Genomic DNA, 24,775 nt, shown 5'->3' with positions numbered 1-24,775 from the left:
AAAACGGATCGAAGGTTCACTGTAAGATTGCCATTAACTAATTAACTATAAGCCAGTTCCTTTTGGACAAGACCAAGCGCCTCGTCTGTCGAACGTTGAATCTCTTGGAGAAGCTCTTCGTTTTGCAAGAGTGACACGCCATAAGAAGGAATCATTTCTTTGATTTTCGGTTCCCACTCTGCCATACGTTGTGGGAAGCATTTTTCTAATACCTCTAGCATAACCTGAACAGCTGTAGAAGCACCCGGAGATGCGCCGAGCAATGCAGCTACGGAGCCATCAGCGGCACTAACCACTTCTGTACCAAATTGAAGGGTACCTTTTCCAGCTGGTGTATCCTTGATAACTTGCACGCGTTGGCCCGCTACCACGATACCCCAATCCTCGCTTTTCGCGTTCGGAATGAACTCCCGTAGTTCTTCCATCCGCTTTTCATGCGATAACATAACTTGCTCGATCAGGTATTTGGTCAATGCCATTTCTTTTACGCCTGCCGCCAACATCGTGATGACGTTGTTCGGTTTTACAGAAGTGATCAAATCCATATTGGAACCTGTTTTTAAGAACTTTGGCGAGAATCCCGCAAAAGGTCCAAACAGCAAGGATTTTTTGTTGTCGATGTATCTGGTATCCAGATGCGGTACCGACATTGGAGGAGCTCCGACCTTTGCTTTACCGTACACTTTTGCATGGTGCTGCTCTACCACTTCTTGATTTTTACAAACCATGAACAATCCGCTTACCGGGAAACCACCGATATGCTTGGACTCTGGGATACCGGTTTTTTGGAGCAGATGCAAGCTTCCGCCCCCACCGCCGATAAAGACGAATTTGGCAATATGGTCTTCGATGTTACCGGTAGCCATATTGTACACTTTCAATTTCCACATGCCGTCGCTCGTACGTTTGATATCCTCAACAGCATGGTTGTAGTTAATCGCGACGTCTTTCGTCTTCAGGTAATCGAACAACATACGTGTCAAAGCACCAAAATTGACATCGGTACCAGAGTCGATTTTGGTTGCAGCTATTGGTTCATTCGATGCGCGGCCTTCCATGATGAGTGGAATCCATTCCTTCAGTTTTTCAGGGTCATCGGAGTATTCCATCCCTTGAAATAGAGGATTGTTTGCCAGCGCTTCAAAACGTTTTTTCAAAAAGCTTACATTCTTTTCGCCTTGTACCATACTCATATGAGGTATTGGCATGATAAAGTCTTGCGGATTTTGGATGAGATTGTTTTTTACAAGGTAAGCCCAGAATTGTCTGGACAGCTGAAAATGTTCATTGATTTTAATTGCTTTGCCAATATCTATAGACCCGTCAGCTTTCTCGGATGTATAGTTCAGCTCACAGAGTGCCGCGTGGCCAGTACCCGCATTATTCCATTCGTTAGAGCTTTCTTCGCCTGCTTTTGCGAGTTTCTCAAAAACTTTGATTTCCAACTCCGGTGCCAATTCTTTCAGTAATGCTCCTAGAGTTGCGCTCATGACCCCTGCACCAATCAAAATAACGTCTGTTTTTTGCTGTATGGAGCTCATATTACCCTTCCTTATCTACTGTTTTTGTAAAAAAGAAGTAGTAGCTCCTTGCCCCGTTGCAAGACGCTACGAAAACATCTTACCTTTCACAACTATAACTATATCATAGAAATTATTTATTGATTCAATTATCTATTATAATTAGAGGATTAATAACTATTTAATGTTGGTAAAAAAGAGAGGATTGTCTAGAAAAGGTTATAGGAACATATAAAAACCAAGACCTTACCTTAGCTTCTTGCAGGGGTGAAGGATTTGGTTTGTTGTTACCAGCGAGGCGCTTACCATATAAATTTTTCGTTGCATACGGCAAAACTTAGTAAAATATATAGACCTTAATCTCATGTCTAAGGAGAGATGGAGATGAACTCTTTGACCCACCTGACAAACAACATTCCGTGGCAGCGTTTGACGACAGCCTATGGAAGAGGGACAGACATTCCGCGGCTTATAGAGACCAGGCAATATGAGGAATTGGCCAGTCTGATCGAGCACCAAAGCACCTTGTGGCAGACGACGCCGTGGGTGTTGCTGATTCTCCTGAAGGAGCTTGCCAAACAAAAACCAGAGCAGGTCTCTTCGCAGGAAATTCAGTTGTACTTGGCTGTAGCTTCGGCTATAAACGTGGACGAAATGGATTCACAAAATGCGATTGAGTCCATGAACGAGCTCTTGGACGAAAAGTACTTATGGCCAGAGGACGAGGAAGACGATGAATTATGGTGGGAAGAAGAGGAGCCGCGGGGTTATGAGCAGGAAGCATTTTTCAGCTATTTTTCTTTCAGTTATTCGCTGCTAAAGGATGCCATTCCCGTTTTCACCGCAATTATGGAAGGGAATGATAAGCTCGCTCCCGATATTCAAGAGCTGCTGCTTATGCTTCAGACAGAAGAGGCCAGTGCTGACGAATAGGTGTCGGATTCTCCTTGATAGTCCCCGTCACCTTATGATGGGGTGGGTATTCCCAACTGCTGTACATAATATCGATGTGCTACTTCTGCAATGCGATCTAGGTCTTCCCAGAAGCTCTGATCAAGCTTATCCAGCCGCTCTGCCTCTTCCTCGGTAAGGAACTGCGGAATATCCCAGAGTTGGGTGAGGCGGTTGTCTTCCGATAAATGCTCGATGCAGGCATATCCCGACTGGACGATTTCGAGTGCATGGACTGCCCCGATGGCTTGTAAGGCCCGTACCGCGTAGATATATGCCTCTTCTCCCCAGTTGCAAAAAAACTGCAAAAACCCGCCGTTATATACATCAGCTTCCAACAACCATATGGCGGCAATCTCTTGTTCCTGTGAGGTCAGTGTGTTCCAGCCCGAAGCATTCTTTTTCTGCACAAAGGCTGCGGCATAATCGAACCATACGTCATGGATATCCATCTTACTCAACTTGTACGCCCCCTTAATGTTTAACCCCTTCTAGATTAGCAGTGCACAAACGACACGAAATAAATTAATCTTATATGAATACATAATTGTTTGGTAGATGGGAGTAGCTTCGCGTGGCTGGCGTCGAAATAACCCTTAAGCACCGGAAATTTTCTAAGAAAAAGAATCGTTTAGGAGGCTACCATGGATCAGGCACTTATCGAACAGTTGGATCGCTGGCATGAAGAAGACGAACACCAGCAAATTGTGGACTCGCTGTTAAGCCTCCCCGAGGAGGAACGAGACTATGAGGCAATCAGCCGACTGGGCAGAGCTTATAACAACTTGGGGCATTATGAAGAAGCACTCAACCAATTGGAGAATATTGCTGAAGCAGGTCAGCAAGACCCAGTCTGGCACTTTCGGGTAGGTTTCGCCCTCTATCATTTGAAACGATATGAAGAGGCCGCACAATCATTCCGTACCTCAGACAAGTTAGAAACCGGTAACCAGAATACCGAATCATGGTTAAAATGGAGCTTGCAAAAAGCGGAAAAGCAGCAAAGACAAGAGCTTCGGATGGCTGCCAAAAGAGCTGCTGCTGTTGAGGGTTCAGGATCGGAGGAAGTTCCTTTTTCGAACATGTCGCTTGAAGACTTTTGGGACGACAGCGAGTACGCGAAAAAGTCCTATCTATCCGAGCCACCCACGGATGAACTGATCGCATCGATCGAGGAAGAGCTGGGATACAAGCTCCCTGCCTCCTATCTTGCACTAATGAATCAGCAGAATGGCGGAATTCCAAAGAACACCTGCTTTCCAACAGAGGACCCTACCTCCTGGGCTGAGGATCACATTGCCATTAGTGGTATTCTCGGCATTGGCCGTGAGAAAAGTTATTCGCTTTGCGGGGATCTTGGCAGTCCATTTATGATTGAGGATTGGGGATATCCCGACATTGGAGTCGTCATCTGCGATTGTCCTTCAGCAGGTCACGACGTAGTCATGCTGGATTACCGGGCATGCGGGAGAGATGGTGAACCCGAAGTCATTCACGTCGATCAGGAAAGCGATTATGAGATTACGTTCCTGGCTGAAAATTTCGAGGCGTTTATCAGAGGCTTGGTGAGCGAAGAAGAATACGATACCTCCGAGGAGGATAAGGAAGCCGCTCTCTATAAAGTGGCCCACGGGAAGTTTTCTTCCTTGCTAGAGGAGCTGTGCACGCCAGTATCGGAAGTGGAACAAATCGATCAAAAAATACGCAGCATTTGTACACGGATTGTAGAGGAAAAAGGCTATTTTTCTTTTCATGCGGATGAACTCTCGTATCTGATGTACGATGTGCAATTTTGGCTATACATAAAGTCATATCCCGATACCACTCGCGAACAGTACCTGGCTGTCTATGAGAAAATGATCGCCTTTGGTGGAGAATTCGGTCAAGGCGGCTATGCCCCGGGATGGATTAGCGAATGGCTGGACCGTCGCAAGAAGGAAGGGCAGATTGTACAGGAAAATGGGCATATCCGGTTTACAGATCAGTTCGCAGCGGAAGTGATTCAGCAGCTGCGAGAAGCCTAAAAGACAAAGGTAAAGACCATCCTTAACGGGATGGTCTTCTCTTCGCAGCCACACTACTCATGAAAATCGAGTCCCGATCTGACTTCTTTCACATACCCTGCCCGAATAACGAAATCTCCGAAGTGCTCGCCATCCTCACGTTCCTTCGCATACCGATTTAAAATTGGCCGTAGTTCATTCAATATTTCTGCTTCTCCGATGTTTTCACGATACAGCTTGTTCAATCGATTGCCGGAGAAACCACCGCCCAAATACATGTTGTATTTACCGACAGCCTTCCCAATAAAAGAAATTTCTGCGAGTGCAGGTCTTGCGCATCCATTTGGGCATCCTGTCATGCGAATGACGATCTCCTCATCGCGCAAACCCGCCTCATCCAAGATCAGCTCGACCTCATCCAGCAGTGTAGGCAAATAACGCTCCGCTTCAGCCATCGCGAGTCCGCAAGTCGGCAACGAAACACAAGCCATGGAGTTTCTCCGCAGTGCAGAATAGGAAGTTCCATCGGTGAGCCCGTATGCTTGAATGATCTGTTCGATTTCCGGCTTCTTTTCACTGGTGACATTTCCAATGAGGAGATTTTGATTCGGCGTCAGGCGGAAATCCCCTGTATGCACCTTGGAAATCTCCCGCAAGCCGGACTTCAGGAGATAGTTGTCCTCGTCTTTTACACGGCCATTCTGAATGAAAAGGGTAAAATGCCAGTTATCGTCACTCCCTTTCACCCAGCCATAGCGATCGCCATTATGCTCGAAGTGATAGGAGCGTGCCTTCTCCAGCTCCCAGCCTAGTCGTTGCTCCAGTTCATGGATAAACCATTCGATACCGCGGTCGTCGATTGTATATTTGAATCGAGCGTGCTTCCGCACCGCGCGATCTCCGTAGTCTCTCTGGATCATGACCGTTTTCTCGGCGACATCCAAGACTTGTTCCGGTGTGACGAAGCCGATCACCCGCGCCACCTGCGGATACGTTTTTGGATCGCCGTGGGTCATTCCCATTCCGCCTCCGACCGCAACGTTGAAGCCCAGCAGTCGACCGTCCTCATGAATAGCGATAAAGCCCAAGTCCTGAGAAAAAACGTCCACATCGTTGGCAGGCGGTACGGCGATGCCGATCTTAAACTTGCGTGGTAAATAAACAGGCCCATAGATCGGTTCTTGCTCTTCCCCATCCCGACTGTCGACAACCTTTTCTTCATCCAGCCAGATTTCATGATAGGCGCGGGTACGGGGATCGAGATGATTGCTTATTTTTTTTGCCCATTCGTAAACCTCTTGATGAACTTCCGACTGGTAAGGATTCGGGTTGCACATGACGTTGCGGTTGACGTCCCCACAAGCAGCCAGTGTACTAAGCAAGGCTTCGTTTACTTCTTGAATCACCTGCTTCATATTCCACTTGATCACGCCATGCAGTTGGAAAGACTGACGAGTCGTCAGGCGAATCGTTCCATTGGCAAACTGCTGGGCGATATCGTCCATCATGAGCCATTGCTCTGGTGTGACAACGCCACCAGCGGCACGCACGCGCACCATGAATTGATAGGCCGGCTCCAGCTTCTGTTTGCTCCGTTCGTTACGAAGATCCCTGTCATCCTGCATGTAGCTGCCATGGAATTTCATCAGGCGGTTATCATCCTCAGGGATGGACCCTGTAATTTTGTCTTCCAGTGTTTCCACCAGGCTCCCCCGCAAGTAATCGCTTTTGCGTTTAATGTCTTCTACATCGCTGTGAGGAGCACTGTTTGGCGAAAGCAAATGATTTTCTGACATGGTTTCATCTCCCCTCTCATTCTTTCTCAAAAATCAGTAGACATCTCGCTGATAGCGTTTTTCCTGCTGCATCCGCTTCAAATACGCAACAGCTTCCTCTGAATGGAGTCCACCCTCTTGTTGGAGAATGGTGACCATCGCTGCGTGAACATCGTGCGCCATCTTTTTCTCGTCTCCGCATACGTATACATGCGCCCCATCTTGTAGCCATTGATAGAGCTCCTTGCTCTTCTCAAGCATCCGGTGCTGAACATACACTTTTTCGCTTGTATCTCGAGAGAACGCGACATCCAAGTGCGTTAGTACGCCTTTTTTGAGCCAACGCTGCCATTCGAGCTGATAGAGAAAATCTGTGGAGAAATGCTGGTCACCAAAGAAAAGCCATGTCTTGCCCGTCGCCCCAAGCTCCTCCCGTTCTCCCAGGAAGGCACGGAATGGAGCGACACCCGTGCCGGGACCAATCATGATCAGCGGGGCGTCCGGGTTAACCGGGAGCTTAAAGTTGGGGTTATGCTGTACAAATACTGGCAGCGTATCACCCGTCTCCAAACGATCCGCGATATAGCTCGAACAAACGCCGTAACGATCTCGGCCACGAGCTTGATAGTGAACATTGCGAATTGTCAGATGAACTTCGTCTGGGTAGGACTTTAAGCTGCTTGAGATCGAATAGAGTCGCGGCGGCAGCTTTCTAAGTATGGAGACAAATTCTTTGGAAGGCACGCCTTTAAAATCGTAATCCTCCACCAGGTCCAGCAAATCCCGATTTCGAACATAATCGCGAAGCTCTTGCTCTCGCCCTTCCGCAAGCAGTTCCTGCAACCCGTTTCCTGATGATAGCTTTACTGCTTGTTCCAAGAGAGGCTTGGTGAGAACCGTAATTTCAAAATGGCTGGACAAGGCCTCTTCCAGCGTGCGCTCTTCCCCGTTTTTATGAATGGGAACGAGCTCTTCCGCCTTCCAACCCATCGTGTCAATCAGCTCACGGACAAGGTCAGGATGATTTTTGGGATAGATCCCCAAACAGTCACCCGGTTCATACTCGAGATTGGAACCCTCAAGGGAGATTTCCAAGTGGCGGGTTTCCTTATCTGATCCGCGTCCGTTCAGATTCAAGCTCTCCAAGACCACAGCCTGAAACGGATTCGACCGAGAATATTCGGTTTGTGACCCAGTCCCGATCACTGCACCGCCGACGATCGCGCTTGCAGCAGCAACCTGGGTTGCCGAAGTTTCACTGAGAGAAGCCAGGACCTGATTCATCCATTCAGAGGCTTGCTCGTCGTAATCCACATCGCAATCGACCCGGGGAGTAAGACGCTTGCCTCCTAGCTCTTCTAACCGCTTATCGAACTCTTTGCCAGTTTGGCAGAATAATTCATAAGAGGTGTCGCCTAATGCCAGCACGGAAAACCGCAGGCCCACCAATTGCGGCGCTCTTTTGCTGTGCAGGAATTCATGGAAGGAGATGGAATTGTCCGGTGGTTCACCATCCCCGTGTGTGCTTACCACAACAAGCAGATTTTCAACCTTTTTCAACGCATTCGTCTTGAAGTCGCTCATGGAGGAAAGAGTTGCATGGAAGCCGTGCTCCTGAAGCTTTCCGGTCAGCACCTTGGCCAACTTTTGGCTGTTTCCGGACTGAGATCCGAAAAGCACTGTCACCTCTTTGGAAATGACTGCCCCATTCGCAGCTGAAGCGGCTTGAAACCCAGCGGCCATCGGTGCCTCCACTTTGTGAAGAGCTGCAAGATACCCGCTCAGCCAAACCTTTTGCACCTCCGAAAGCGTGGGCAGCAACCGATTTAGGAGCTCTACTTGTTCCTGACTGAAAGGACTGTCTGTCACCTTAAGTACCAACGATATGCACCTCACAAGAGAAAAAATCAATTCCGAGTATTCTTATATGATTATTTACTTTAAGCTACCACAGTAAGTAGAACCCGAGCAATTGGAATTCATTATTATGATCATAAGCTTTACTAATCATTGGAAAACTGAGAACCCCGATCCTAAGATAAAGAACCGGGGTTTTCTTCACTCAAATTCTTATGAGTCTCAACTCTATGTAGTGGCTACCAGGAATTCCTCGCCGCTTGGCAGCGAAAGACCATCGGTGCGGCCGCCGAAGTAGCGCTGGTTAAGTTCTGCCGAGGATACATGCTGGACTTCTCGGAAACCAGCCTCGCGGGCCAGTGCCAACATCTCCGGCGGTGTGAAGAAGCTGATAAAAGGCGTGCCGCTTGCTCGCGCTCCCTTCTCCGCCTCTTCAACCTCAGGTCGCTTCTCGGTTTTTGTGACGTTAAAGGGGAGCAAGAACGTCATGGCCAGCGTGGAGCCTGGAGCAAGCGTCGCTACTTGACGCAACGTTGCCACAATCGCATCCGTGGTGAGGTACTGAGTGACGCCAGTGGATGCCACTACAGCTGGTTGGCTAGCGTCAAAGCCAGCGACCTTCAGCTGCTCCCACCAAGACCAGCCTGCTTCGAAGTCAACAGGCACAAGTCGATGCCACTCGGGGATGCCAAAGCCAAGCTCGAGAAGACGTTGCCTCTTCCAGCTCTGCGTGTCTGGCTGGTCAACCTCGAAAATTCGCATCTGGGAGGCGATCTCCGGTCGGCGCTGAGCAAAAGTGTCGAGGCCAGCTCCGAGGATGACGTACTGCGTGACGCCGTGATCGAGCTTTTCGGTGACCAAATCCTCTATAAAACGAGCACGGGCCACGATAGATGCTCGGAATCCGCTCGTACTCTCTGGGTCCATGTCAGGGCGTTGGCGCCATTCGTCTTCCGGGACCGCCAGTCGCAGACCGATCTCGTCTTCTAGCACATGCGGTGGTGAATCGCTCTGTACATGTAATGCCCGCCACAACGCGACCCGTACCGCCGTGTGGTCTGGCACCGTATTTTCCTTATCATGCATGGCTGCTGTCTCTCCTATTAAATACAAAATGTCCGATTTTAATATGCTCCAATTTAATAGAACAATCCTGCCAAATAGCAATTCAATACCTCTAGACCACCCTCCTCCAAAAACCTGCCGCCTATCGGCGAAAAAATTGAAAAAGGAGTACGCCGCGGCATGCTCCCTTGTTGATTTGCTTACCTGCTACCCACTGGAATACTCTGGGCAAAACGAAACACATTATGCGGATCGTACTTTCGTTTCACTCGCTTTAATCTGGCAAAGTTCACACCATAATACGCCTCAGGCCAGTTCTTGATCTGTAAATCAGGAAAGTTCACATAATCCCCAACAACGAAGGGACGTAGCGCTCTGCGGAACCTTTTCACCCACTGGATATTTCGTTGCTGCTCGCTGTCGTTCCTCCATCGCGCCGACAGCTCATAGATCGTCTCTGCCTTCCGATGAGGATAAGCCGTTGCGGTTGGGGAGACTCGGCTCACCGCGCTTCCTGCACCACCCAAACTTTGACACCATACGGTAGAATGCCTGTTGGGGGCTTTGGACAGGAAATTGCGGATGAACCGTACTCCTTCACGAGGCAAAGGCTGAAATCCGAAAGCCCCGGTTATTTTAAACTTCGGCTCCAGATTCAGGTCCGCTTCGGCAAAAAATCTGGTTGCTTCGATAAAAGGCACTGTCCGCACCATCACCTTCACCGGAGTTCCTGCTTGTAGCAAAGGTCTGATCAATCGCCGCAGCTCCTTTGCACCGCCTAGTAATTGCCCGGTAGACACGATGGTACCCACTTGCTTGGAAGCCACCTCGATGGTTGAAGTTAAGCGGTTCGTGACAGACGGTGCCCAGCGCTGCCAAGTCGGGAATACCTTCTTCAGATCGCGCCATTTCCAGGTAATGCTGTAGATGGAGACATCCTGGATAGGCCGTACCCGAAACGTAAAGTCTGTAGCAATGCCAAAGTTCCCTCCCCCACCACCTCGTGATGCCCAGAGCAGATCGGAATGCTTCTTCTTATTTGCCACGATCGTCTTCGCCCCAAGCCGTCCCGATGCTACGACCATCTTCACCTGTTTCAGGTTATCGCAGGTAAGGCCATACTTGCGGGACAAGAGTCCAATCCCGCCGCCAAGGGTAAGCCCCCCAACTCCCACGTCGGGTGCAGTCCCAGCCGGGAGTGCCACACGCTCATTCCACAGCTTCCTGTACACGCGGGCAAGCGGATTGCCTGTCTGTACATGAGCCACCATATTCTTGCGATCCACCTTCACCTTATTCATCTCGCTCACATCGATGATAATCCCGCCATTTTCAGCAGAAAAGCCTTCATAGCTGTGCCGCCCGCTACGCGCTCGCAGCCGTACACCCCGCTCACGAGCCCATTTGACTGCGTTGATCACATCCTGCGTTCGTCTGCAAAAAACGATGACCCTTGGAAACTTGGAAAAGCGCCTGTTGAACTCCATTCTGGCCGCATTGTAAGACGGGTTGCCCGGCAACACAATTCTACCGGTCAAACGTGTACCTGCTTTTTTCCGTTTTTGTGCCATCGAATGTCACCCACCTCGTTCATGGAGTAAGCTTTTCTCATCTGCTTATTCCTATGTGGGGACACTAGACCTGGTAACGGCACATGCCTTACACCCAAGTTATTCTGAAAGAAAAGAAGGCGCCGCAGCACCTTTCTCGCATTCCTCCAATAAATTGGGAGCAAATCTAGTATGCGATTCGTGAACAGAATAGCCCTCACAAAATGTGTTACACTACTATAAGCAACCAATTATATGAATATCCATGAATGGCTTCTTGGGGGCAAGTGATGAAACCATTGATAGTACGGACGATTCCCGGTGGAATCATAACCATCCTGATCTTTTATCTGGATTACTTCCAATTTAACCTTGTTGAAAAATTTCTCATGTTTGCGGCTTTCGTCATTGTTCCTCTTGTGATTGTAGTTTTGCGCTATGACGAAAAGAATAAACATCAACGGGGTATTTTTGCTGCTATCAAGCTACTTCAATTTCCCGCAGCGCTTCTCGCCTTAGCCTCTGTAATGGGCAGCAAGACGTGGGGGCTGGGAAGCACAGCAATACCGGGGACCCTCTCGCTCGGGTGGCTACTGTTCACATTCCTGCTCGGCATCTATGGCCTGACCATTATTATGAATCGCAAGGGAAGAACAGAGGAAATCGCGATTGGCGCGGGGCTCGTTTACTTTTTTATCGGGGGCATTTGGTTCACCCTCTATCAGTATCAGTTTGACCTCTTCCAGGCTAAGCCCGCAACGCACGCCCTGAGTTCACTCCACTTTCATTTCTCATCTGCCATTGTACCGATTTTTATCGGTCTACTGGGACGGGTTATGACGAAGAAAAGCTGGTATCCTTGGGTGGTTGCTGTCGATATCATTGGACCTATTCTTATCGCTATCGGTATTATTTTCTCGAAGCCGATTGAGTATATTGGCGTCACCTTGTTCGCCTGTAATATTGCGATTTACACGACTTATCTGCTTGGTTACTTGAAAAGAGGTTCTTTGCTCAATAAGTCCAACTTCTTTTTAGTCCTTTCTTGCATTTCCTTTTACACGATTGTTGTAGTTTCCATTTGCTATCCGTTATTGAAGAACATGTTTTCTTTAACCATACACGATTTCATTCCGATTTACGGATCGCTGCATGCGTTTGGTTTTGTTTTATGTGGGCTGATTGGATGGGTGTATATGATAGATTCTCTTAATTTACGAAAATGAAAAAAGGTCATTCCCCCCGACCGTTTGGCCGATGGGGAATAACCTTCTTAGATAAAAACCTATTCGTCACAACCAACTGTACCTGCAGGAGGAACTGTAATTTGTTGTGTAGCTGTAATTAATAACTGTTGTGTTTGTAACACTTTTACAGTTAGATCTAAGACAATTTTTTCAGTCAGGCTAGTAAACGTTCCTTCAGGTGTTGCTGTAACCGGTGAAAAATCAAGTTCATAGAAGTTGGCAGCTACCAACTCACCAAATGGTTGTTCGTTGTATTTAACGAGATTTTGGAAGAAATTTTTATCCAAACGTGGAATCTGGCCATCATTCTCATTGAGGAAAAATGCTTTACTCGCCTCAGAGACACCAATAATGGGCCTTGTTAAAAATGTTCTGATGTCAGCAAAACCTGTGAAAGAAACATCCGCAATTGTATCTTGAAGTGCTCCAGTACATGCAGCAGTAGCATATTCAATATTTTTACGAATGAATCCTGCTACAAATAACTTGGCTCTTGTAACATTGAAAAAGTCAGTAGTACCAATACGCTGAAATGCGACAGGAACAAGTTTAACCTGATTGAGAAATACATGTTTAACCACTCTCTTAATCTCGGTTGCTGGTGGGTTAAGTGGAATATTTGCTTCTACAACGATTTGAAGTGTTGGCTCTACAAGTACAACTGGAACTTTAATGGTTGGTAAAGCTGCTTGAGAAATGATCGTGGTTGGTTCGACGGTTAATGGATTTTGTTCTGTCGAAAACACTGGACATGCGGGGGTCACTTGATTTGGATTGACATTGCTCATAATTGGAAATCAACTCCAATTTTCAATTTGAGTTTTTTAAACTCGATATCACTATATTCCGCATTCCTTTTTAAGTAAGGGCAATTCTCTTAGACAACATACCCATTTTACTTGAGTCGGTGTTTGATTCCGTTATTTCCTACATTTTAGTGCCATCACAACTGATTCGAACCGGTTGAATTTGTAGTATGTGAACAATTAATTCTACTGCAATTTTTTGATGTAATTGATAAAAATTCAATACTGACTCTTTTTGAACTGTAGTACCATTTGTTTTGTCCGCGACAGAATACTCGATATTTTGATGGATATACCCCTCCAGGAATAAATCTCCTTCCCGGGCTTTCCTTGTTCCTTCCCCTAATGATGGATGAAATTGAGTAGGAACCAATCTGCACTCTTTAAGGATTACCTCATTTGAGATTCCTTTAATACCCAGTATCTCTTCTTCAAACATAATATCCTCATCTAGAGGTATTTCAACCTTATATTCTCCAACTATAACTGGTACCCTGATATTTATGAAATGATGAGTAGGACAGGATATATGATTTGTTTCTGCTGAAATTGTATCTGGCGAGTCATGAATGGGAGCTGCAAAAGTATGATAAAGATTATCTTGTTTATTCATATTACACGCATGAACAGTAGTAGTTAAAAATATACTTCCAGAAATTTTAGAATGAATTAAACGACCAAAAATCTCCTCCTGATAATGAGCTGTACTATTGACTAGCTTTGTATCTAATTGAGGCTGTTGTTTATTATTTAAGTCTATAAATTCAATTGTATTTTGATCTATACCGCCAAAAATGGGGGGATGAAGAAAATCTTTAATTTTTACAATAGTCGAGAATGGGCTTTTGTTTGTTAGCGAATAGATTCTTCCACGTTTAGGCGATTCGATTTGCGGATCATTAGTCGGTTCATCGACTTGCTCACTCTGAGAAACTTGCTCAATATCTTTGGAATCCTTCACTTCCATAACATTATCAGAAACAGAAAACTCATCATCTTGAGAGTTGTGGTTACAATCAAAATTCTCAGCTATATGACAATAATGATAGTTTCCAGCTCTGCGATTTTTCACATCCGTTAGCTGTTTGCCATCATTCTTTTTATTTTTTTTGAGACGGATTTCTTTTTTTGGCGGTACCTTAGTGTTTTTACTATTCTTTTGTTTTAAACTGATCTGCCCCATCTTCGCATAATTTATCCATGGAGTTTTCACAATATTTCACTCCCAAATAAAGAAAATCATCGTTATATTAATATATGCTGTAATAGTGTTTTTGCCCTTAGGCTAATATATATATTGAAGATGTATTCTTATATAAGAGCTCTCCGATCAACCGTTTTAAAGGCTGACTCCTAATTCCTCTTAAGTGGCACGAGATTCGCTTGGAAGACCCTGTATGCTGGAGACCGTATTTTCCTCGCCCTGTCCGCGGTTCGGGAAGGTAAGAACTGTGGCGGCTGCTTCCCCGGTAAGGTCGCCTCGGTTCATTCAAACAACAAAGAGCCCACGCTCGACGCGGGCTCTTCTTGTATTTCATTCTATGGAGGTCTCCTCACAACTTCAAACAGCGCCTCATTTACTCCGGCGATAGAGATCGATGCTTTTAAAGCCCGCAGCCAAGATCGCCATCATTTCAGCTCGGCGCTTTGCCCGTGTCCCCTCTTGTACGGCACTATATACATACCGAGCCCAATCCTTTCGGTACCCAGGCGTGAGAGATTGGTAAAAAGCGAGCTCTTTTGGCGCATGACGCAAATCCTCTTCTATTTTCGGCACAAAGTCTATATAATCATCGACGCATTGACTCGGCTTAGATGAAGCTTTTGCCGCCTTCTTTTTCTCATTTTTAAACCCGACAACCGTAAATACCTCATTCATGCCGACCATTCGATTAAATTTGATCGTGCTTGTCCCGATATAGCCATCTTCGTCTGCTCCTAATCCATCGAATAATTCATCCCGATGGATATAAGTCGGATAGACTTTATTCCCTTTCTTGGGATAAGCAACGTATAGAAGCCCTCCCTCCAATAAATAGCTATGGTCGATTACCTTCTTCATCAGCTCCTGCAAGGACTTCATATCCAGTACGAAAGCAAAAATCATCTCATATTGTACGTCTTTCAACTCATGGTCCGCTTCTTTAAGAACCGCTAAGCTCTCCTCACCCTCCGGTGTATGTAAGACAGCCGTTTTTTGATATTTTTGCAGGTTCAGCTTCTCAACGATTGTTTTCGACATGATGGATCTTCCCCTTTGATTTCTTGGTACGGCTCGGAGCCAAGCCTACCTTACTTTCCACATATGTAAAGCTTTCGCAGAGTTTCTCTTCATGTGTTCTGTGTTTCCGTTCTACTATTATACCGCTAAAGTTAAAAACTACATGAATGGAGGCAACAGGCTTTTCTCCAACTGGTCGTTTCTATAAAAAAGACACATAAAAAAAGCTCCGCCTCTTCGATAAGGCAGAGCTTCAACAACCATTTGTGAATTGATCTGGCCCCCATATAAGGTAACTTCTCCGCCGTTATCACGTGGAGACTTATCAGTTGACATTTTATGGAGGATACTGTATAAATTCAAAGCTAATACGAAAGACAGTAAAGGAGGATCTGTATGCACAAAGTGATCAAGATCAAATATACGCTCTTTTACGGTGAAGCGCCTGAAGCAGAATGTTACGGGTATATGGAGTTGAATCAGGATGGCAATATGATCGCGCTCTTCAATAGGTACGGTGAGGAAATTGACATGTATGGCGGACATGAATTTGTTAGGATACGGACACTTGGCTCATTTGATGACTAAGACCGAGATAATTTTTATTCCTTGTTAGAAAATGATGGTGTAGGGTAATCTGCACGATAGGCTGACGATTCCGGTGCTAAGGTACTGCGGAAAGTTAGCCTTTTTGATTTTATAGACACAAAGCCTACATCCCATTGTGCTACTAAGTGATTCCCATTAGTATATTATGGAAGGGGGCTGGTTCCGTTGAAAACAGCGAGTGAGATACTTTCGCTAATCAATAATGACAGTTTTTTAGAGAATGTCTTCCATAAAGATGTTGATTGGGACGCTGAATTAGACGCTAGGGATGCTGATGAATTTGATACGGCATGGAGTTCTAGTTACAAAAAAGTTGATGAAATTGCCCCCTCTGAAAATACCGTGATCAAAGAAATTAGGGAATTTGTGTTCAAGCAAACATTTCGGATAACCCAGAATTCAGATCTGGCAGGGTATGCGTCGGACGACTTTGGTCTCATTTCCAAAGCGTTTGAAAACAAGATTAATATTGAATTTATCAATAGCCTGTGGGATTCCTATCTGCAAGGAAAATTCCCGAATTCCAGTATATGTGAATGAAAATGAAAAAATAAGGAAGGGGCTGTGGCGGTCAGCTCCTTCCTTTACTATTCAATCATTATTTCTTTACCCCAAGCAATGATACATTCATATGCTTTCCATGAATCCTCTTTCACGCTCTCATTTTACTACTCTATCGTTTCATAACGATTATTCTCCATCGCTTGCTTGATCCATCCATCGATCCGATCCTTAGGCAGCAGGATGTTTCCTCCATAAGCATTATTCTTATGAAAGCCCCAATCTCCATATACGAGCATATGGTACTGACTATTTAATTGTTTTACGAGTCCCCATTCGCCGAGATCTCCCTGTGCACCAGCACTGATAAATAGCCAGTTCCTGTAGTTGAATATGTAAGGATCTCCGAACATCTCAAAACCTTCTAAATAACCTGTGCTCCCATCTCTTTCTGGAAATCTCTCGTTGTAATCCTTAATCATCCATACATCTAAAATCTTTATGCACAACCAAGCTGTAAACTCATTCCGCTCAATGACACGCTCAATGGAACACTGTACAAAAGAAGATTGTTCAATCTCTTCGGGATGCGAATCCCATCCATTAAAACTGGAGAGTACCGGAGTGTACATGATCCAAAAGGGTTCTCCAATCCTCATATGGAAAGGATGGGAAACCTTCACCGTTCTAACCTGACCTTGCTCAGGCGGGCGATCAGAACGCAGCCAATGTCGCTCATCCAACGGAGGAACTTCGTTTTCAGAATCTGACCATTCCATAATATCATTTTCGAAGCCAGCAATATCAAACAGCTCACTTTCCATCCTTATGCGCTCTGATACGCCTTTGCATACCCCGCATGTTAAGGCAACGAGCTCTTGTTCCATTTGCTTCAACTCCACTTGTCACCTTCTGTTTATTTCTCTTACGTGAACCATTTTCTCATACATTGAGTTCGTACTAGTAACAAACACTGGATCGATCCAAGTATTATTGACTGCTGTTATTCAGACTCAGTACCGCCAGTGTTTACTACGCTTCTAGGCTCCACCAACATGATATGGCATTCCTTTTCGGCGAAGGGCTTCTGCTCGGCTCCCCCCGGGACAATAAACATCTCACCCTTGGAAATTTTCACCCGACCATCACGAAAATCAATGAACATCTCTCCTTCGAGTACCATAAATACCTTATCCGTACCTTGATGCTCATGCCATATAAAATCCCCAGCAATCTTAACGAGCTTAAATTGATAGTCATTCATTTCAGCAATGACTTTCGGAGACCAGAGATCGGTGAATGTAGATAGCTCCTCATTCAGATTGATAGCTTGGTAATGCATATTAATCCCTCCTTATTTTTTAACCTGCATAATTTAGAGCTTACGCAAGGCATTTGTTATATTTTGCAAAGCGTATTCGATAGCTAATGGGCCACCAGTAATAGCGGAAGTATCCATTAAATAGACATTGCCTTTCTTCACGGCATTCAGATTATTCCATACCTTACTTTGCTTTAAGTCATTCATTAATATTTCCTTTTTTGTAATGTCACCTATAAGGAAAATGTGGTCTGCTTGAACAGTTGAAATCCCTTCAAACGTCGTAAATTTATTATTCGTACCTTTAAATGTATCATCTGGTGTAAGCCCCAGTCCCTTTTCTTTCTCAAACGCAAGTGTATAGACAGGATTTCCTTCACCTAGAACATTAAAAGTTTTTCCGTCCCAAGACAAAATAAGAGCTACTGACTCTCCTTGAATCGACTTTAATGCTTCACGCCCAGTTGTAATTTCTTTCATCATTTTATTAATGACTTGTTCCGCTTCGTCTTCTTTCCCAATAATCTCGGCTACTGTACGAAGCCCATATTGCCAATTTTCATAGATGTCCTTGGACTTTAACGTAATGACTGGCGCAACTTTTTCTAGTGAATCATACATTTTTTCATGTTGTTCTGTTGCTAAAATATAATCAGGCTCAATAGATAAAATTTTCTCGATACTAGGGGACAATTTGTCTCCTAATTCTTCAGCTGAATCCAGCTTTCCACTTAAATAAGATAAAGAAGATAGATACTCTTTATCAGTAGAAGCAGCAGGAGGCTCACCTAATGCAACTAATATTTCAGGATAAAAATACCATAATGCAGCCAATTTTTCTGGTTTGTGCTTGATAACAATTTCTTTACCTAACGCATCCTTAAATGTTCTTGGCCAATCAGGTGCATCTGCCTTAACTGCTGATGTAGATGTACTTTCTGTAGTTGATCCTTTATTTTCAGCAGGTGTTTCATTACAACCTGCTAGCATGCCTGCTAATAATAGCATGGGGATTAGCAAGCCTTTCATCTTGTGCATACGCAATTCCTCCGCTACATGATGTTTTCTTTGGCTTACCATCAGTATAGTTAAGTCACTTTTGGTTTAAAATGGATGCCTGTTGAAATTAGCATGGATTATTGATGAACTTCTCTCGATATTCAGTAGGAGAGATACCAAAATGTTTCTTGAACACTCTACTAAAATAAAAGGGGTCAGCAATTCCAACAGTTTGCGCAATTTGCTGTACGGGCACATCACTTGTAAATAGCATATTTTGCGCCATCTTTATACGATATTTTAATAAATATTCTGCTGGTCCCATCCCTGCATGTCTTCTAAATACGTAAGAAAGTCGATTTCGATTAACGTTATATTGTTCTGCAAGCGATGCTATTGTAAGGCTTTGATAATAGTATTCATGAATATAAGTAGATACCCGTTCGAATAAAGCATGTGATTCACAGCTATTTTGCCTATTAACAACACATAATAAGGCTTCATTCAGTACATCGCGAAACAGCATTTCGGTCTGAAACATCGAAAGGCCTCCACGCTGATTATACACATGCCAAAGACGCATGATTAATTCAATCAGACGAGGGGATTGTCCTGTTGATAATTCAAAATGCTGATGAGAAAAGCTTGACCCTTCTAGTTCTGAATTACATATCCGGTATAAAACAAGGATATACTCCCAGTTGGTGTTACCAAACATTTTTTGAGCTAGTTTCATTTTTGCACCGCCATGCACAACTTTTCCTGGCGAAAGGATATAAGGCGTGCCATTAAATTGAAATTGTACCTTCCCTGTAAGTGGAAACACAAATCCAGGAAAGGAATCTGTATAGTCAGCGTAAGGCACACCTGGATTTCTAGCATATCGATATATTCCTTCTACTTGGAAAGGAATGTGTGCAAAATGCTCTGCTAACTGATCAACGTCGATTTTCATATTGCATACCTCATTTCAATAGTAGTTTGCCGGTAATCCTGAGATGGATCGTTGTACATCCTATTTTCACATTATTGATAACGATTATCATTGTCAATCTATATGAATAATAAAAATGCCGCTACCCGGCTAGTGTTCAAACCGCCGGGTAGCGGCATCAGGTCAGGATGTTTTCAAAAATAGGGGAGTGAGGATCACAAGAAGTAACAAGATCTTCCTTGGTCTGTGTTGTGGTTTCGTCGCCGGACGACACCCGTCCCGATCGTAAGCCTATTTCTATAGCACCTTCCTCCATCACACCTCTACACCCTTCTTCTCACAAATTTTTCGCCATCACTTATGATAAGGCTCTCCGCGCTGTCCGTAACAGCAAGTTTTTAAGGCCATCCTTTGCGGAATGCAGCTATGGCCCTGTACCCGCCGCCTTGTTACCCAACTTTCCTTTAACTCTCCTCCCCTTGTATCGTTGGATTTTCATTAAGCCGCACTTTATAAGACTCGCCCCATGCTTTCATTGACATAATGACCGGTTCCAGAGTCCTTCCGAAATCAGTAAGGGAGTATTCCACTCTTGGAGGAACCTCTTTATATATTTCGCGATGAATGATGCCATCCCGTTCAAGCTCTCTTAACTGCAATGTGAGCATAAACTGCGTGATTCCCGGATTGAGCCGCCTGAATTCATTGAATCTTTTCGTTCCATTCAGGAGCTGATAGAGAATGATCCCCTTCCACTTTCCACCAATAACATCCAGCGTTGTTTCAACCGGACATGCTTGCATATCTGGACTTACTCCATATTTCTTTCTTCGGTCTCCCATCAGCTTATCCCCCAATGGTTTGATTTTTAATACTATACCATAAAAATATGCGTACTTACTTAAAGTAATTGAATCGATTTACAATGCAACTGTACAACATTTCCTATTTGAGAGGATGGATACCCATGAATACTCACCAAAAGATGAAAGCTGTCGGTGCTTACCGTTACCTCCCCATATCCAATCCGGAAAGCCTTATTGATCTGCACTTGGATAAACCGGAACCTACAGGCCGTGATTTGCTTGTACGTGTAAAAGCAATCTCCGTCAACCCTGCAGATGTAGGCGTCCGCGAAGTACATAACTACGAAGCCGATTCACCGAAAATTCTTGGTTGGGATGCCGCTGGAATCGTAGAACAAGTTGGTCCTGACTGCCAATTGTTTAAACCTGGGGACAAGATCTATTATGCGGGCAGTGTGTCTCGACCAGGTAGTAACAGTGAATTTCACTTAGTTGATGAACGAATTGTGGGGAATATGCCGCGAAGTTTGGATTTCGCTGCCGCCGCCGCATTACCGCTTACCTCGATAACTGCATGGGAGGGCCTATTTGATCGTTTAGGAATTAGCGTAAATACAGATGAAAACAAAAGCATACTGATTATCGGTGCAGCTGGAGGAGTAGGATCGATTGCTATTCAACTTGCAAAATTAGCAGGGTTGACCGTCATCGGTACTGCTTCACGTCCAGAGTCAATTCAATGGGTCAACAGTCTCGGTGCAGATTTTATCATAAACCACAACGAACCTTTTCACCCTCAACTCAAGGAAGTTGGTATTGACACCGTAGATTATATCCTTTGCTTGAATGATACTGTTCAACATCTTGAAAATATGGCGGAAGTCATTGTCCCCCAAGGTAAAATTTGCTCTATCGTTCCTACAAATAAAGCTACCTGGACAGGGAGCTTGAAAATGGACTTGCTGTTTTCTAAAAGTGTAACGTTTGTATGGGAGTTCATGTTTACACGGTCCTTGTTTCATACCAATGACATGATCAAACAACACGAATTGTTGAATGAACTGGCGGACTTAATCGATGATGGAAAAATAAAAACTACGCTGACTGAACGACTAGAGCCCATCAATGCAGCAAACCTACGTTTCGCGCATGAGAAGTTGGAGTCTGGACGGACCATTGGAAAAATTGTTTTAGAAAACTTCTGATACTATGAAGGCGAAGTAGGTATGGTTGGTTCCAAAATGTGCTGATGTGAATAAACAACTCAAAGGCCCCTTGCTAATACGGGGCCTTTTTGAGTACAACGGTATGTGCTGGCGAGACAAATTCTCCCCAGACTTCTGTAAAAACTTGCCTTTAGTTGTGATACGGCTTAGCTTAACGGTGCGAGCTCATCTGCGATCATTTTTGCCTTTTCCGCAAGCTCTCTCATTTCATCGGCCGGAACAAGCTCGGCTAATTCGTACGGCTGCCTATCCTCATCCAAATCATGCAAATCGACATAACCTGATTTATGAGACTCCAACACAATGGCTGAAAGATCGATTAGAGCTGAGCAGGCCATATTAAGTTCTACTCGAAACGTGCCGTTAGCATTTTTTTGCAAAAAAGCTGCTTTCGGAAAGGATGAATTCACTATCTTCCAGTCGCAAACTTGTTCAATTTCGTCTCTGCAGCAAGTATGACAGCGGCAAGAACATTTCCGCGGCTGCCCTGTCCTCTTCTGAAATATAGACTACGCAAAAGATTTTTACTGTTCACACGGGCGATTGTCTGAACGTAGCTTCTCGGCCAGTCGACGCATTTTGTCAAACCGCTTATCCAGTCAGCGATCTCCTGCTGTGGAAGCAGACCCTTTTCCATCATGGTATCCACGATACTGGCGATCCGCTCATCATCCTCATCGCTAAAAATTTGTTTCCCGTTATGGAGCATCCCCTCAATAGCAGCAAGTACTTCAAGCTGTACCGCTGTATCGCTCTCCGGGCACTTGACCAGCTCCAGCAAAGCATCCGCACCGTGTGACGCACTATGAGCCCAGCCTCCTTCAGGCAGATAGCCGCGCAGATCCTTTTCCTCCTTATAATAGCGGAGCAGTGAATGCTTAAGATTCTGGTATTCAGCATAATCCAGAAAAGGCTTCTTGCTGTGACGCCGTACTATTAAAGCTACTGGCAGAACAGAGAACGTTCTTGTAAATACAGACTGGTCACCTTCGCTACCAATATGATAGAACAAATGATGCTCATCGGTCAGAATTGCCAGAAGTGTGCTCAATTCCGTTTCCGTAAACCGATTCTCTTCATAAATCCATTTATACAGTGTCGGATAGATCAGTTCATCCCGTAATTCCGGTTGAGGATCCCCGATAAATTGCAGCATTAGAGTTAAAAAATCCTGTGTCCGCTCACCTTCACGAAGCTGGTAATGTTCCTTCTCAATTCTTTGCAGGTCTATCATGAGTTTCATCCTTGTATTGCTCACTATCTCATCCCCTTGCATATATGCTATTTCCGGACTACTTACACCCCTACTATAAAACACAATGACTGACACCTATATGTCAGTCATTGTATGGTAGCAATATTGTTTTTATATATTCTTGTAATTCATTTCTCAAATAACAGGGCTCCACTATCTCGCATTCCTTACCAAAGCTTAAAATAAATTTCAGTAATCCCTCCTCATATGGAAATTGATCCACAACGATATATTGATTGTTATGTGTTTTAGTTATTTTCTCTTTTTGAAAATACTCAGTTAATTGCTCTCCCATTTTATGAGCAAATTTTAAGGTAACGGTTATGCCTCGCGTAAGATAGCTATTCTCAATTATTTCTTGGATTTCTTCATTTGGGATATCCTTTTTTTCGAAGTTCTCACCCATTTTCAAATTCTTGATCCGTACTAGCTTGAACCTTCTGTAGTCATTTCTTTCTTTGCAAAAGCCCACCAAATACCATTGACCGGCGGAAAATGTAATTTGAAACGGTTCTACTGTTCTTTCGAAATATTCCATACTTCTGTTGATATATTCGAATACCACTAGCTTATTTTTCTCAATAGCATTGTTTAATAGAAGCAGGTATTCCTTTAATTCATTTTCCATACTGAAATGAGACAGATTAATGTCTAACTTGCTTGTATTCTTTTCTTGTTTAAGCGTATTCTCGATCTTTAAAACAATATCATGAAACGTTGTGTTTTTCCCAAATAGAAAACTTAGATTATTCATTATCGCCATGAAAGTAGAAGCTTCATCTTTGTTTAAAAAAAGATTGTCCACATTATAGTCTTCCATAATGTAATAGCCCCCACCTTTACCACCAATGGATGCGATTGGGATACCTGCTTCACCTAACTTTTCTATATCTCTGTAAATTGTTCGTATGGACACCTCAAAATGTTCCGCAAGCTCTTTACCTGTAACCGTACCTTTTTTTGAGATAATGAGTAACATGGATAGTAATCGATCTACGCGCATTTATCTATTACGTTGATTTGCAACGTATCCTCTCTTATTCTTTTTTACAAGACCGAACGGAGTCTTCCCTGCCCCCTCCGGTCATTTTGTTCTTTTCTCAAGTAAATAGTACTTTCTTATCTGATTCAACTGTACTTCTAGCTCGATCCGCTGCTTTACCACTATTTGTGATAAGGCTCCCCCCGACTAATCCGAAAAGCCCGATAAACCTGCTCCAACAGCACCAACCGCACCAACTGATGCGGAAACGTCATCTTCGAAAACGACAGCAACGCATCCGCCCGCTTCAATACCTGATCGGACAACCCCAACGACCCGCCAATCACGAACGCCACCTGACTGCGCCCATGCAAAGCCAGCTTGTCCATCTCCGCAGACAGCTTCTCCGATGACCACATTTGCCCATCAATCGCCAGCGCAATCACATACTGATCCTGCTTGATCTGCGCCAGGATACGCTCGCCTTCCTTGCGCTTCACCTGCTCCATCTCCGCCGCACTCATCTCTTCCGGCGCCTTTTCATCATTGACCTCGATCACTTGCAGCTTGCAGTAAGCAGACAGACGTTTGCTGTATTCATCAATGCCCTCACGCAAATATTTCTCCTTCAGCTTCCCTACCGTGATAATCGAAATTTGCATGATCCTACATTCCCTTCTCTTTCAAAAGCGCGATCTGCCCAGGCTCTCCACATTCCCGACAACGCTTGTCTACTCCATCGCCCTCAATCGCCTGTGCTGCATACGTATCCGGCGCCGCCTCAAAATCATTAACGTAATCATCCAACTCCTGCTCCAAATGCTCCATGCAAGCAAACCGCACCGGATATTCAGCCAACAGCTCAACTTCTTTGCCTTCTATTTGAATGTTTTTCATCTTCATGTCCATATCAAATACCTCTTTTCCGTTCAATAATGTCGCTTCCTATTCTACCCCAGAACCGCAACAAAACAAATGAATCAGGCAAAAAGGCCTCTATGAGTTTGCACACATAAGTTTCAGTATTTATAGCTTTTATTTTTAAAGCTTCGACCGACAGTTAAAAGCTGTAGAGAGAAAAAAGAAGAAAACGGCGAAAGTCTTTGGGATACCAACCGAAGCGCAATGGAAAAAAAGAAACCTGCCT

25 protein-coding genes are annotated in these 24,775 nt (G+C 44.6%); 6 read left to right on the top strand and 19 right to left on the bottom strand.

The window, feature by feature from the left end:
* Nucleotides 1-41: 41 nt before the first annotated feature.
* Nucleotides 42-1,541 (bottom strand): malate:quinone oxidoreductase, encoded by a 1,500-nt coding sequence (locus HPY28_RS27365; protein WP_017246782.1) that lies wholly within the window; start codon nucleotides 1,539-1,541, stop codon nucleotides 42-44.
* A gap of 363 nt (nucleotides 1,542-1,904) precedes the next feature.
* On the opposite strand from HPY28_RS27365, the gene HPY28_RS27360 reads away from it, so the two are divergent.
* On the top strand, nucleotides 1,905-2,453 hold the full coding sequence (locus HPY28_RS27360; protein ID WP_174231804.1) for a hypothetical protein: 549 nt from the start codon (nucleotides 1,905-1,907) through the stop codon (nucleotides 2,451-2,453).
* A 32-nt stretch (nucleotides 2,454-2,485) separates the two neighbouring features.
* Here HPY28_RS27360 and HPY28_RS27355 read toward each other — a convergent pair whose 3' ends face one another.
* Entirely contained in the window at nucleotides 2,486-2,932 is a 447-nt protein-coding gene (locus HPY28_RS27355) for a DMP19 family protein (protein WP_174231803.1), read from the bottom strand.
* A 183-nt stretch (nucleotides 2,933-3,115) separates the two neighbouring features.
* Here HPY28_RS27355 and HPY28_RS27350 point away from each other — a divergent pair, with 183 nt between their 5' ends.
* Complete coding sequence (locus HPY28_RS27350; protein ID WP_174231802.1) at nucleotides 3,116-4,495, top strand: SMI1/KNR4 family protein; 1,380 nt, start codon at nucleotides 3,116-3,118, stop codon at nucleotides 4,493-4,495.
* 53 nt (nucleotides 4,496-4,548) lie between these two features.
* On the opposite strand, the gene cysI is transcribed toward HPY28_RS27350, so the two are convergent.
* The 4 genes from cysI to HPY28_RS27330 form a co-directional block, all read right to left on the bottom strand.
* On the bottom strand, nucleotides 4,549-6,270 hold the full coding sequence (cysI, locus tag HPY28_RS27345) for an assimilatory sulfite reductase (NADPH) hemoprotein subunit (protein ID WP_174231801.1): 1,722 nt from the start codon (nucleotides 6,268-6,270) through the stop codon (nucleotides 4,549-4,551).
* Nucleotides 6,271-6,303: 33 nt separating this feature from the next.
* Entirely contained in the window at nucleotides 6,304-8,130 is a 1,827-nt protein-coding gene (locus HPY28_RS27340) for an assimilatory sulfite reductase (NADPH) flavoprotein subunit (protein WP_174231800.1), read from the bottom strand.
* 204 nt (nucleotides 8,131-8,334) lie between these two features.
* The gene (locus tag HPY28_RS27335; RefSeq protein ID WP_483297555.1) at nucleotides 8,335-9,171 is read right to left on the bottom strand and encodes a class I SAM-dependent methyltransferase; all 837 of its coding nucleotides are present in this window, start codon (nucleotides 9,169-9,171) and stop codon (nucleotides 8,335-8,337) included.
* Between the two features lie 200 nt (nucleotides 9,172-9,371).
* On the bottom strand, nucleotides 9,372-10,742 hold the full coding sequence (locus HPY28_RS27330; RefSeq protein ID WP_174231799.1) for an FAD-binding oxidoreductase: 1,371 nt from the start codon (nucleotides 10,740-10,742) through the stop codon (nucleotides 9,372-9,374).
* A 269-nt stretch (nucleotides 10,743-11,011) separates the two neighbouring features.
* Between HPY28_RS27330 and HPY28_RS27325 the strand changes: the two genes are divergently transcribed.
* Nucleotides 11,012-11,947, top strand: coding sequence for a YndJ family transporter (locus HPY28_RS27325; RefSeq protein ID WP_174231798.1), 936 nt, complete (start codon nucleotides 11,012-11,014; stop codon nucleotides 11,945-11,947).
* Nucleotides 11,948-12,006: 59 nt separating this feature from the next.
* Here the strand turns inward: HPY28_RS27325 and HPY28_RS27320 are convergent, their stop codons facing one another.
* The 3 genes from HPY28_RS27320 to HPY28_RS27310 form a co-directional block, all read right to left on the bottom strand.
* On the bottom strand, nucleotides 12,007-12,756 hold the full coding sequence (locus HPY28_RS27320) for a CsxC family protein (protein ID WP_017246791.1): 750 nt from the start codon (nucleotides 12,754-12,756) through the stop codon (nucleotides 12,007-12,009).
* 139 nt (nucleotides 12,757-12,895) lie between these two features.
* Nucleotides 12,896-13,987, bottom strand: a complete 1,092-nt coding sequence (locus HPY28_RS27315; RefSeq protein ID WP_174231797.1) for a BC_2427 family protein — start codon at nucleotides 13,985-13,987, stop codon at nucleotides 12,896-12,898.
* Between the two features lie 360 nt (nucleotides 13,988-14,347).
* The gene (locus HPY28_RS27310) at nucleotides 14,348-15,016 is read right to left on the bottom strand and encodes a YdeI/OmpD-associated family protein (protein WP_174231796.1); all 669 of its coding nucleotides are present in this window, start codon (nucleotides 15,014-15,016) and stop codon (nucleotides 14,348-14,350) included.
* Between the two features lie 375 nt (nucleotides 15,017-15,391).
* Here HPY28_RS27310 and HPY28_RS27305 point away from each other — a divergent pair, with 375 nt between their 5' ends.
* A complete protein-coding gene (locus HPY28_RS27305; RefSeq protein WP_174231795.1) occupies nucleotides 15,392-15,583 on the top strand; it encodes a hypothetical protein in 192 nt (63 codons plus the stop codon).
* 186 nt (nucleotides 15,584-15,769) lie between these two features.
* Nucleotides 15,770-16,144, top strand: coding sequence for a hypothetical protein (locus HPY28_RS27300; RefSeq protein WP_174231794.1), 375 nt, complete (start codon nucleotides 15,770-15,772; stop codon nucleotides 16,142-16,144).
* A gap of 128 nt (nucleotides 16,145-16,272) precedes the next feature.
* Here the strand turns inward: HPY28_RS27300 and HPY28_RS27295 are convergent, their stop codons facing one another.
* The 5 genes from HPY28_RS27295 to HPY28_RS27275 all read right to left on the bottom strand — a co-directional run bounded on the left by HPY28_RS27295 (nucleotide 16,273) and on the right by HPY28_RS27275 (nucleotide 20,201).
* Nucleotides 16,273-17,007, bottom strand: coding sequence for a hypothetical protein (locus HPY28_RS27295; RefSeq protein WP_174226356.1), 735 nt, complete (start codon nucleotides 17,005-17,007; stop codon nucleotides 16,273-16,275).
* A 101-nt stretch (nucleotides 17,008-17,108) separates the two neighbouring features.
* Nucleotides 17,109-17,447 (bottom strand): cupin domain-containing protein, encoded by a 339-nt coding sequence (locus HPY28_RS27290; RefSeq protein ID WP_017246797.1) that lies wholly within the window; start codon nucleotides 17,445-17,447, stop codon nucleotides 17,109-17,111.
* Between the two features lie 33 nt (nucleotides 17,448-17,480).
* Entirely contained in the window at nucleotides 17,481-18,464 is a 984-nt protein-coding gene (locus HPY28_RS27285) for an ABC transporter substrate-binding protein (RefSeq protein WP_017246798.1), read from the bottom strand.
* 88 nt (nucleotides 18,465-18,552) lie between these two features.
* Entirely contained in the window at nucleotides 18,553-19,380 is an 828-nt protein-coding gene (locus HPY28_RS27280) for a helix-turn-helix transcriptional regulator (protein WP_174231793.1), read from the bottom strand.
* Between the two features lie 443 nt (nucleotides 19,381-19,823).
* Complete coding sequence (locus HPY28_RS27275; RefSeq protein WP_017246800.1) at nucleotides 19,824-20,201, bottom strand: winged helix-turn-helix transcriptional regulator; 378 nt, start codon at nucleotides 20,199-20,201, stop codon at nucleotides 19,824-19,826.
* A gap of 125 nt (nucleotides 20,202-20,326) precedes the next feature.
* On the opposite strand from HPY28_RS27275, the gene HPY28_RS27270 reads away from it, so the two are divergent.
* Nucleotides 20,327-21,370: a zinc-binding alcohol dehydrogenase family protein gene (locus HPY28_RS27270; protein WP_017246801.1), complete on the top strand. Its 1,044-nt coding sequence runs from the start codon at nucleotides 20,327-20,329 to the stop codon at nucleotides 21,368-21,370.
* 167 nt (nucleotides 21,371-21,537) lie between these two features.
* Here the strand turns inward: HPY28_RS27270 and HPY28_RS27265 are convergent, their stop codons facing one another.
* The 5 genes from HPY28_RS27265 to HPY28_RS27245 form a co-directional block, all read right to left on the bottom strand.
* Nucleotides 21,538-21,801 carry an imm68 putative immunity domain-containing protein gene (locus HPY28_RS27265; protein WP_371813553.1) on the bottom strand — a complete coding sequence of 88 codons (264 nt, stop codon included), beginning with the start codon at nucleotides 21,799-21,801 and terminating at the stop codon, nucleotides 21,538-21,540.
* On the bottom strand, nucleotides 21,801-22,649 hold the full coding sequence (locus tag HPY28_RS27260; RefSeq protein WP_174231792.1) for a DUF2785 domain-containing protein: 849 nt from the start codon (nucleotides 22,647-22,649) through the stop codon (nucleotides 21,801-21,803). The genes HPY28_RS27265 and HPY28_RS27260 overlap by 1 nt, the downstream gene beginning before the upstream one ends.
* A 79-nt stretch (nucleotides 22,650-22,728) precedes the next feature.
* Nucleotides 22,729-23,625: a helix-turn-helix transcriptional regulator gene (locus HPY28_RS27255; RefSeq protein WP_244521796.1), complete on the bottom strand. Its 897-nt coding sequence runs from the start codon at nucleotides 23,623-23,625 to the stop codon at nucleotides 22,729-22,731.
* 185 nt (nucleotides 23,626-23,810) lie between these two features.
* The gene (gene rlmH, locus HPY28_RS27250) at nucleotides 23,811-24,290 is read right to left on the bottom strand and encodes a 23S rRNA (pseudouridine(1915)-N(3))-methyltransferase RlmH (protein ID WP_017246805.1); all 480 of its coding nucleotides are present in this window, start codon (nucleotides 24,288-24,290) and stop codon (nucleotides 23,811-23,813) included.
* 4 nt (nucleotides 24,291-24,294) lie between these two features.
* Nucleotides 24,295-24,537, bottom strand: a complete 243-nt coding sequence (locus HPY28_RS27245; protein WP_174231791.1) for a CxxH/CxxC protein — start codon at nucleotides 24,535-24,537, stop codon at nucleotides 24,295-24,297.
* Nucleotides 24,538-24,775 lie beyond the last annotated feature (238 nt).

The organism is Brevibacillus sp. HB1.2, from assembly GCF_013332495.1.
Lineage (GTDB): Bacteria > Bacillota > Bacilli > Brevibacillales > Brevibacillaceae > Brevibacillus > Brevibacillus porteri.
This window is presented reverse-complemented; position numbering and strand designations above follow the sequence as displayed.

Coding starts and splice junctions, on each gene's coding strand:
- HPY28_RS27290 (WP_017246797.1), bottom strand. CDS start 17,447: ATGCATTACCAAGCTATCAATCTGAATGAGGAGCTATCTACATTCACC.
- cysI (WP_174231801.1), bottom strand. CDS start 6,270: ATGTCAGAAAATCATTTGCTTTCGCCAAACAGTGCTCCTCACAGCGAT.
- HPY28_RS27245 (WP_174231791.1), bottom strand. CDS start 24,537: ATGGACATGAAGATGAAAAACATTCAAATAGAAGGCAAAGAAGTTGAG.
- HPY28_RS27255 (WP_244521796.1), bottom strand. CDS start 23,625: ATGTTACTCATTATCTCAAAAAAAGGTACGGTTACAGGTAAAGAGCTT.
- HPY28_RS27365 (WP_017246782.1), bottom strand. CDS start 1,541: ATGAGCTCCATACAGCAAAAAACAGACGTTATTTTGATTGGTGCAGGG.
- HPY28_RS27360 (WP_174231804.1), top strand. CDS start 1,905: ATGAACTCTTTGACCCACCTGACAAACAACATTCCGTGGCAGCGTTTG.
- rlmH (WP_017246805.1), bottom strand. CDS start 24,290: ATGCAAATTTCGATTATCACGGTAGGGAAGCTGAAGGAGAAATATTTG.
- HPY28_RS27285 (WP_017246798.1), bottom strand. CDS start 18,464: ATGCACAAGATGAAAGGCTTGCTAATCCCCATGCTATTATTAGCAGGC.
- HPY28_RS27280 (WP_174231793.1), bottom strand. CDS start 19,380: ATGAAAATCGACGTTGATCAGTTAGCAGAGCATTTTGCACACATTCCT.
- HPY28_RS27350 (WP_174231802.1), top strand. CDS start 3,116: ATGGATCAGGCACTTATCGAACAGTTGGATCGCTGGCATGAAGAAGAC.
- HPY28_RS27330 (WP_174231799.1), bottom strand. CDS start 10,742: ATGGCACAAAAACGGAAAAAAGCAGGTACACGTTTGACCGGTAGAATT.
- HPY28_RS27320 (WP_017246791.1), bottom strand. CDS start 12,756: ATGAGCAATGTCAATCCAAATCAAGTGACCCCCGCATGTCCAGTGTTT.
- HPY28_RS27310 (WP_174231796.1), bottom strand. CDS start 15,016: ATGTCGAAAACAATCGTTGAGAAGCTGAACCTGCAAAAATATCAAAAA.
- HPY28_RS27275 (WP_017246800.1), bottom strand. CDS start 20,201: ATGGGAGACCGAAGAAAGAAATATGGAGTAAGTCCAGATATGCAAGCA.
- HPY28_RS27305 (WP_174231795.1), top strand. CDS start 15,392: ATGCACAAAGTGATCAAGATCAAATATACGCTCTTTTACGGTGAAGCG.
- HPY28_RS27325 (WP_174231798.1), top strand. CDS start 11,012: ATGAAACCATTGATAGTACGGACGATTCCCGGTGGAATCATAACCATC.
- HPY28_RS27270 (WP_017246801.1), top strand. CDS start 20,327: ATGAATACTCACCAAAAGATGAAAGCTGTCGGTGCTTACCGTTACCTC.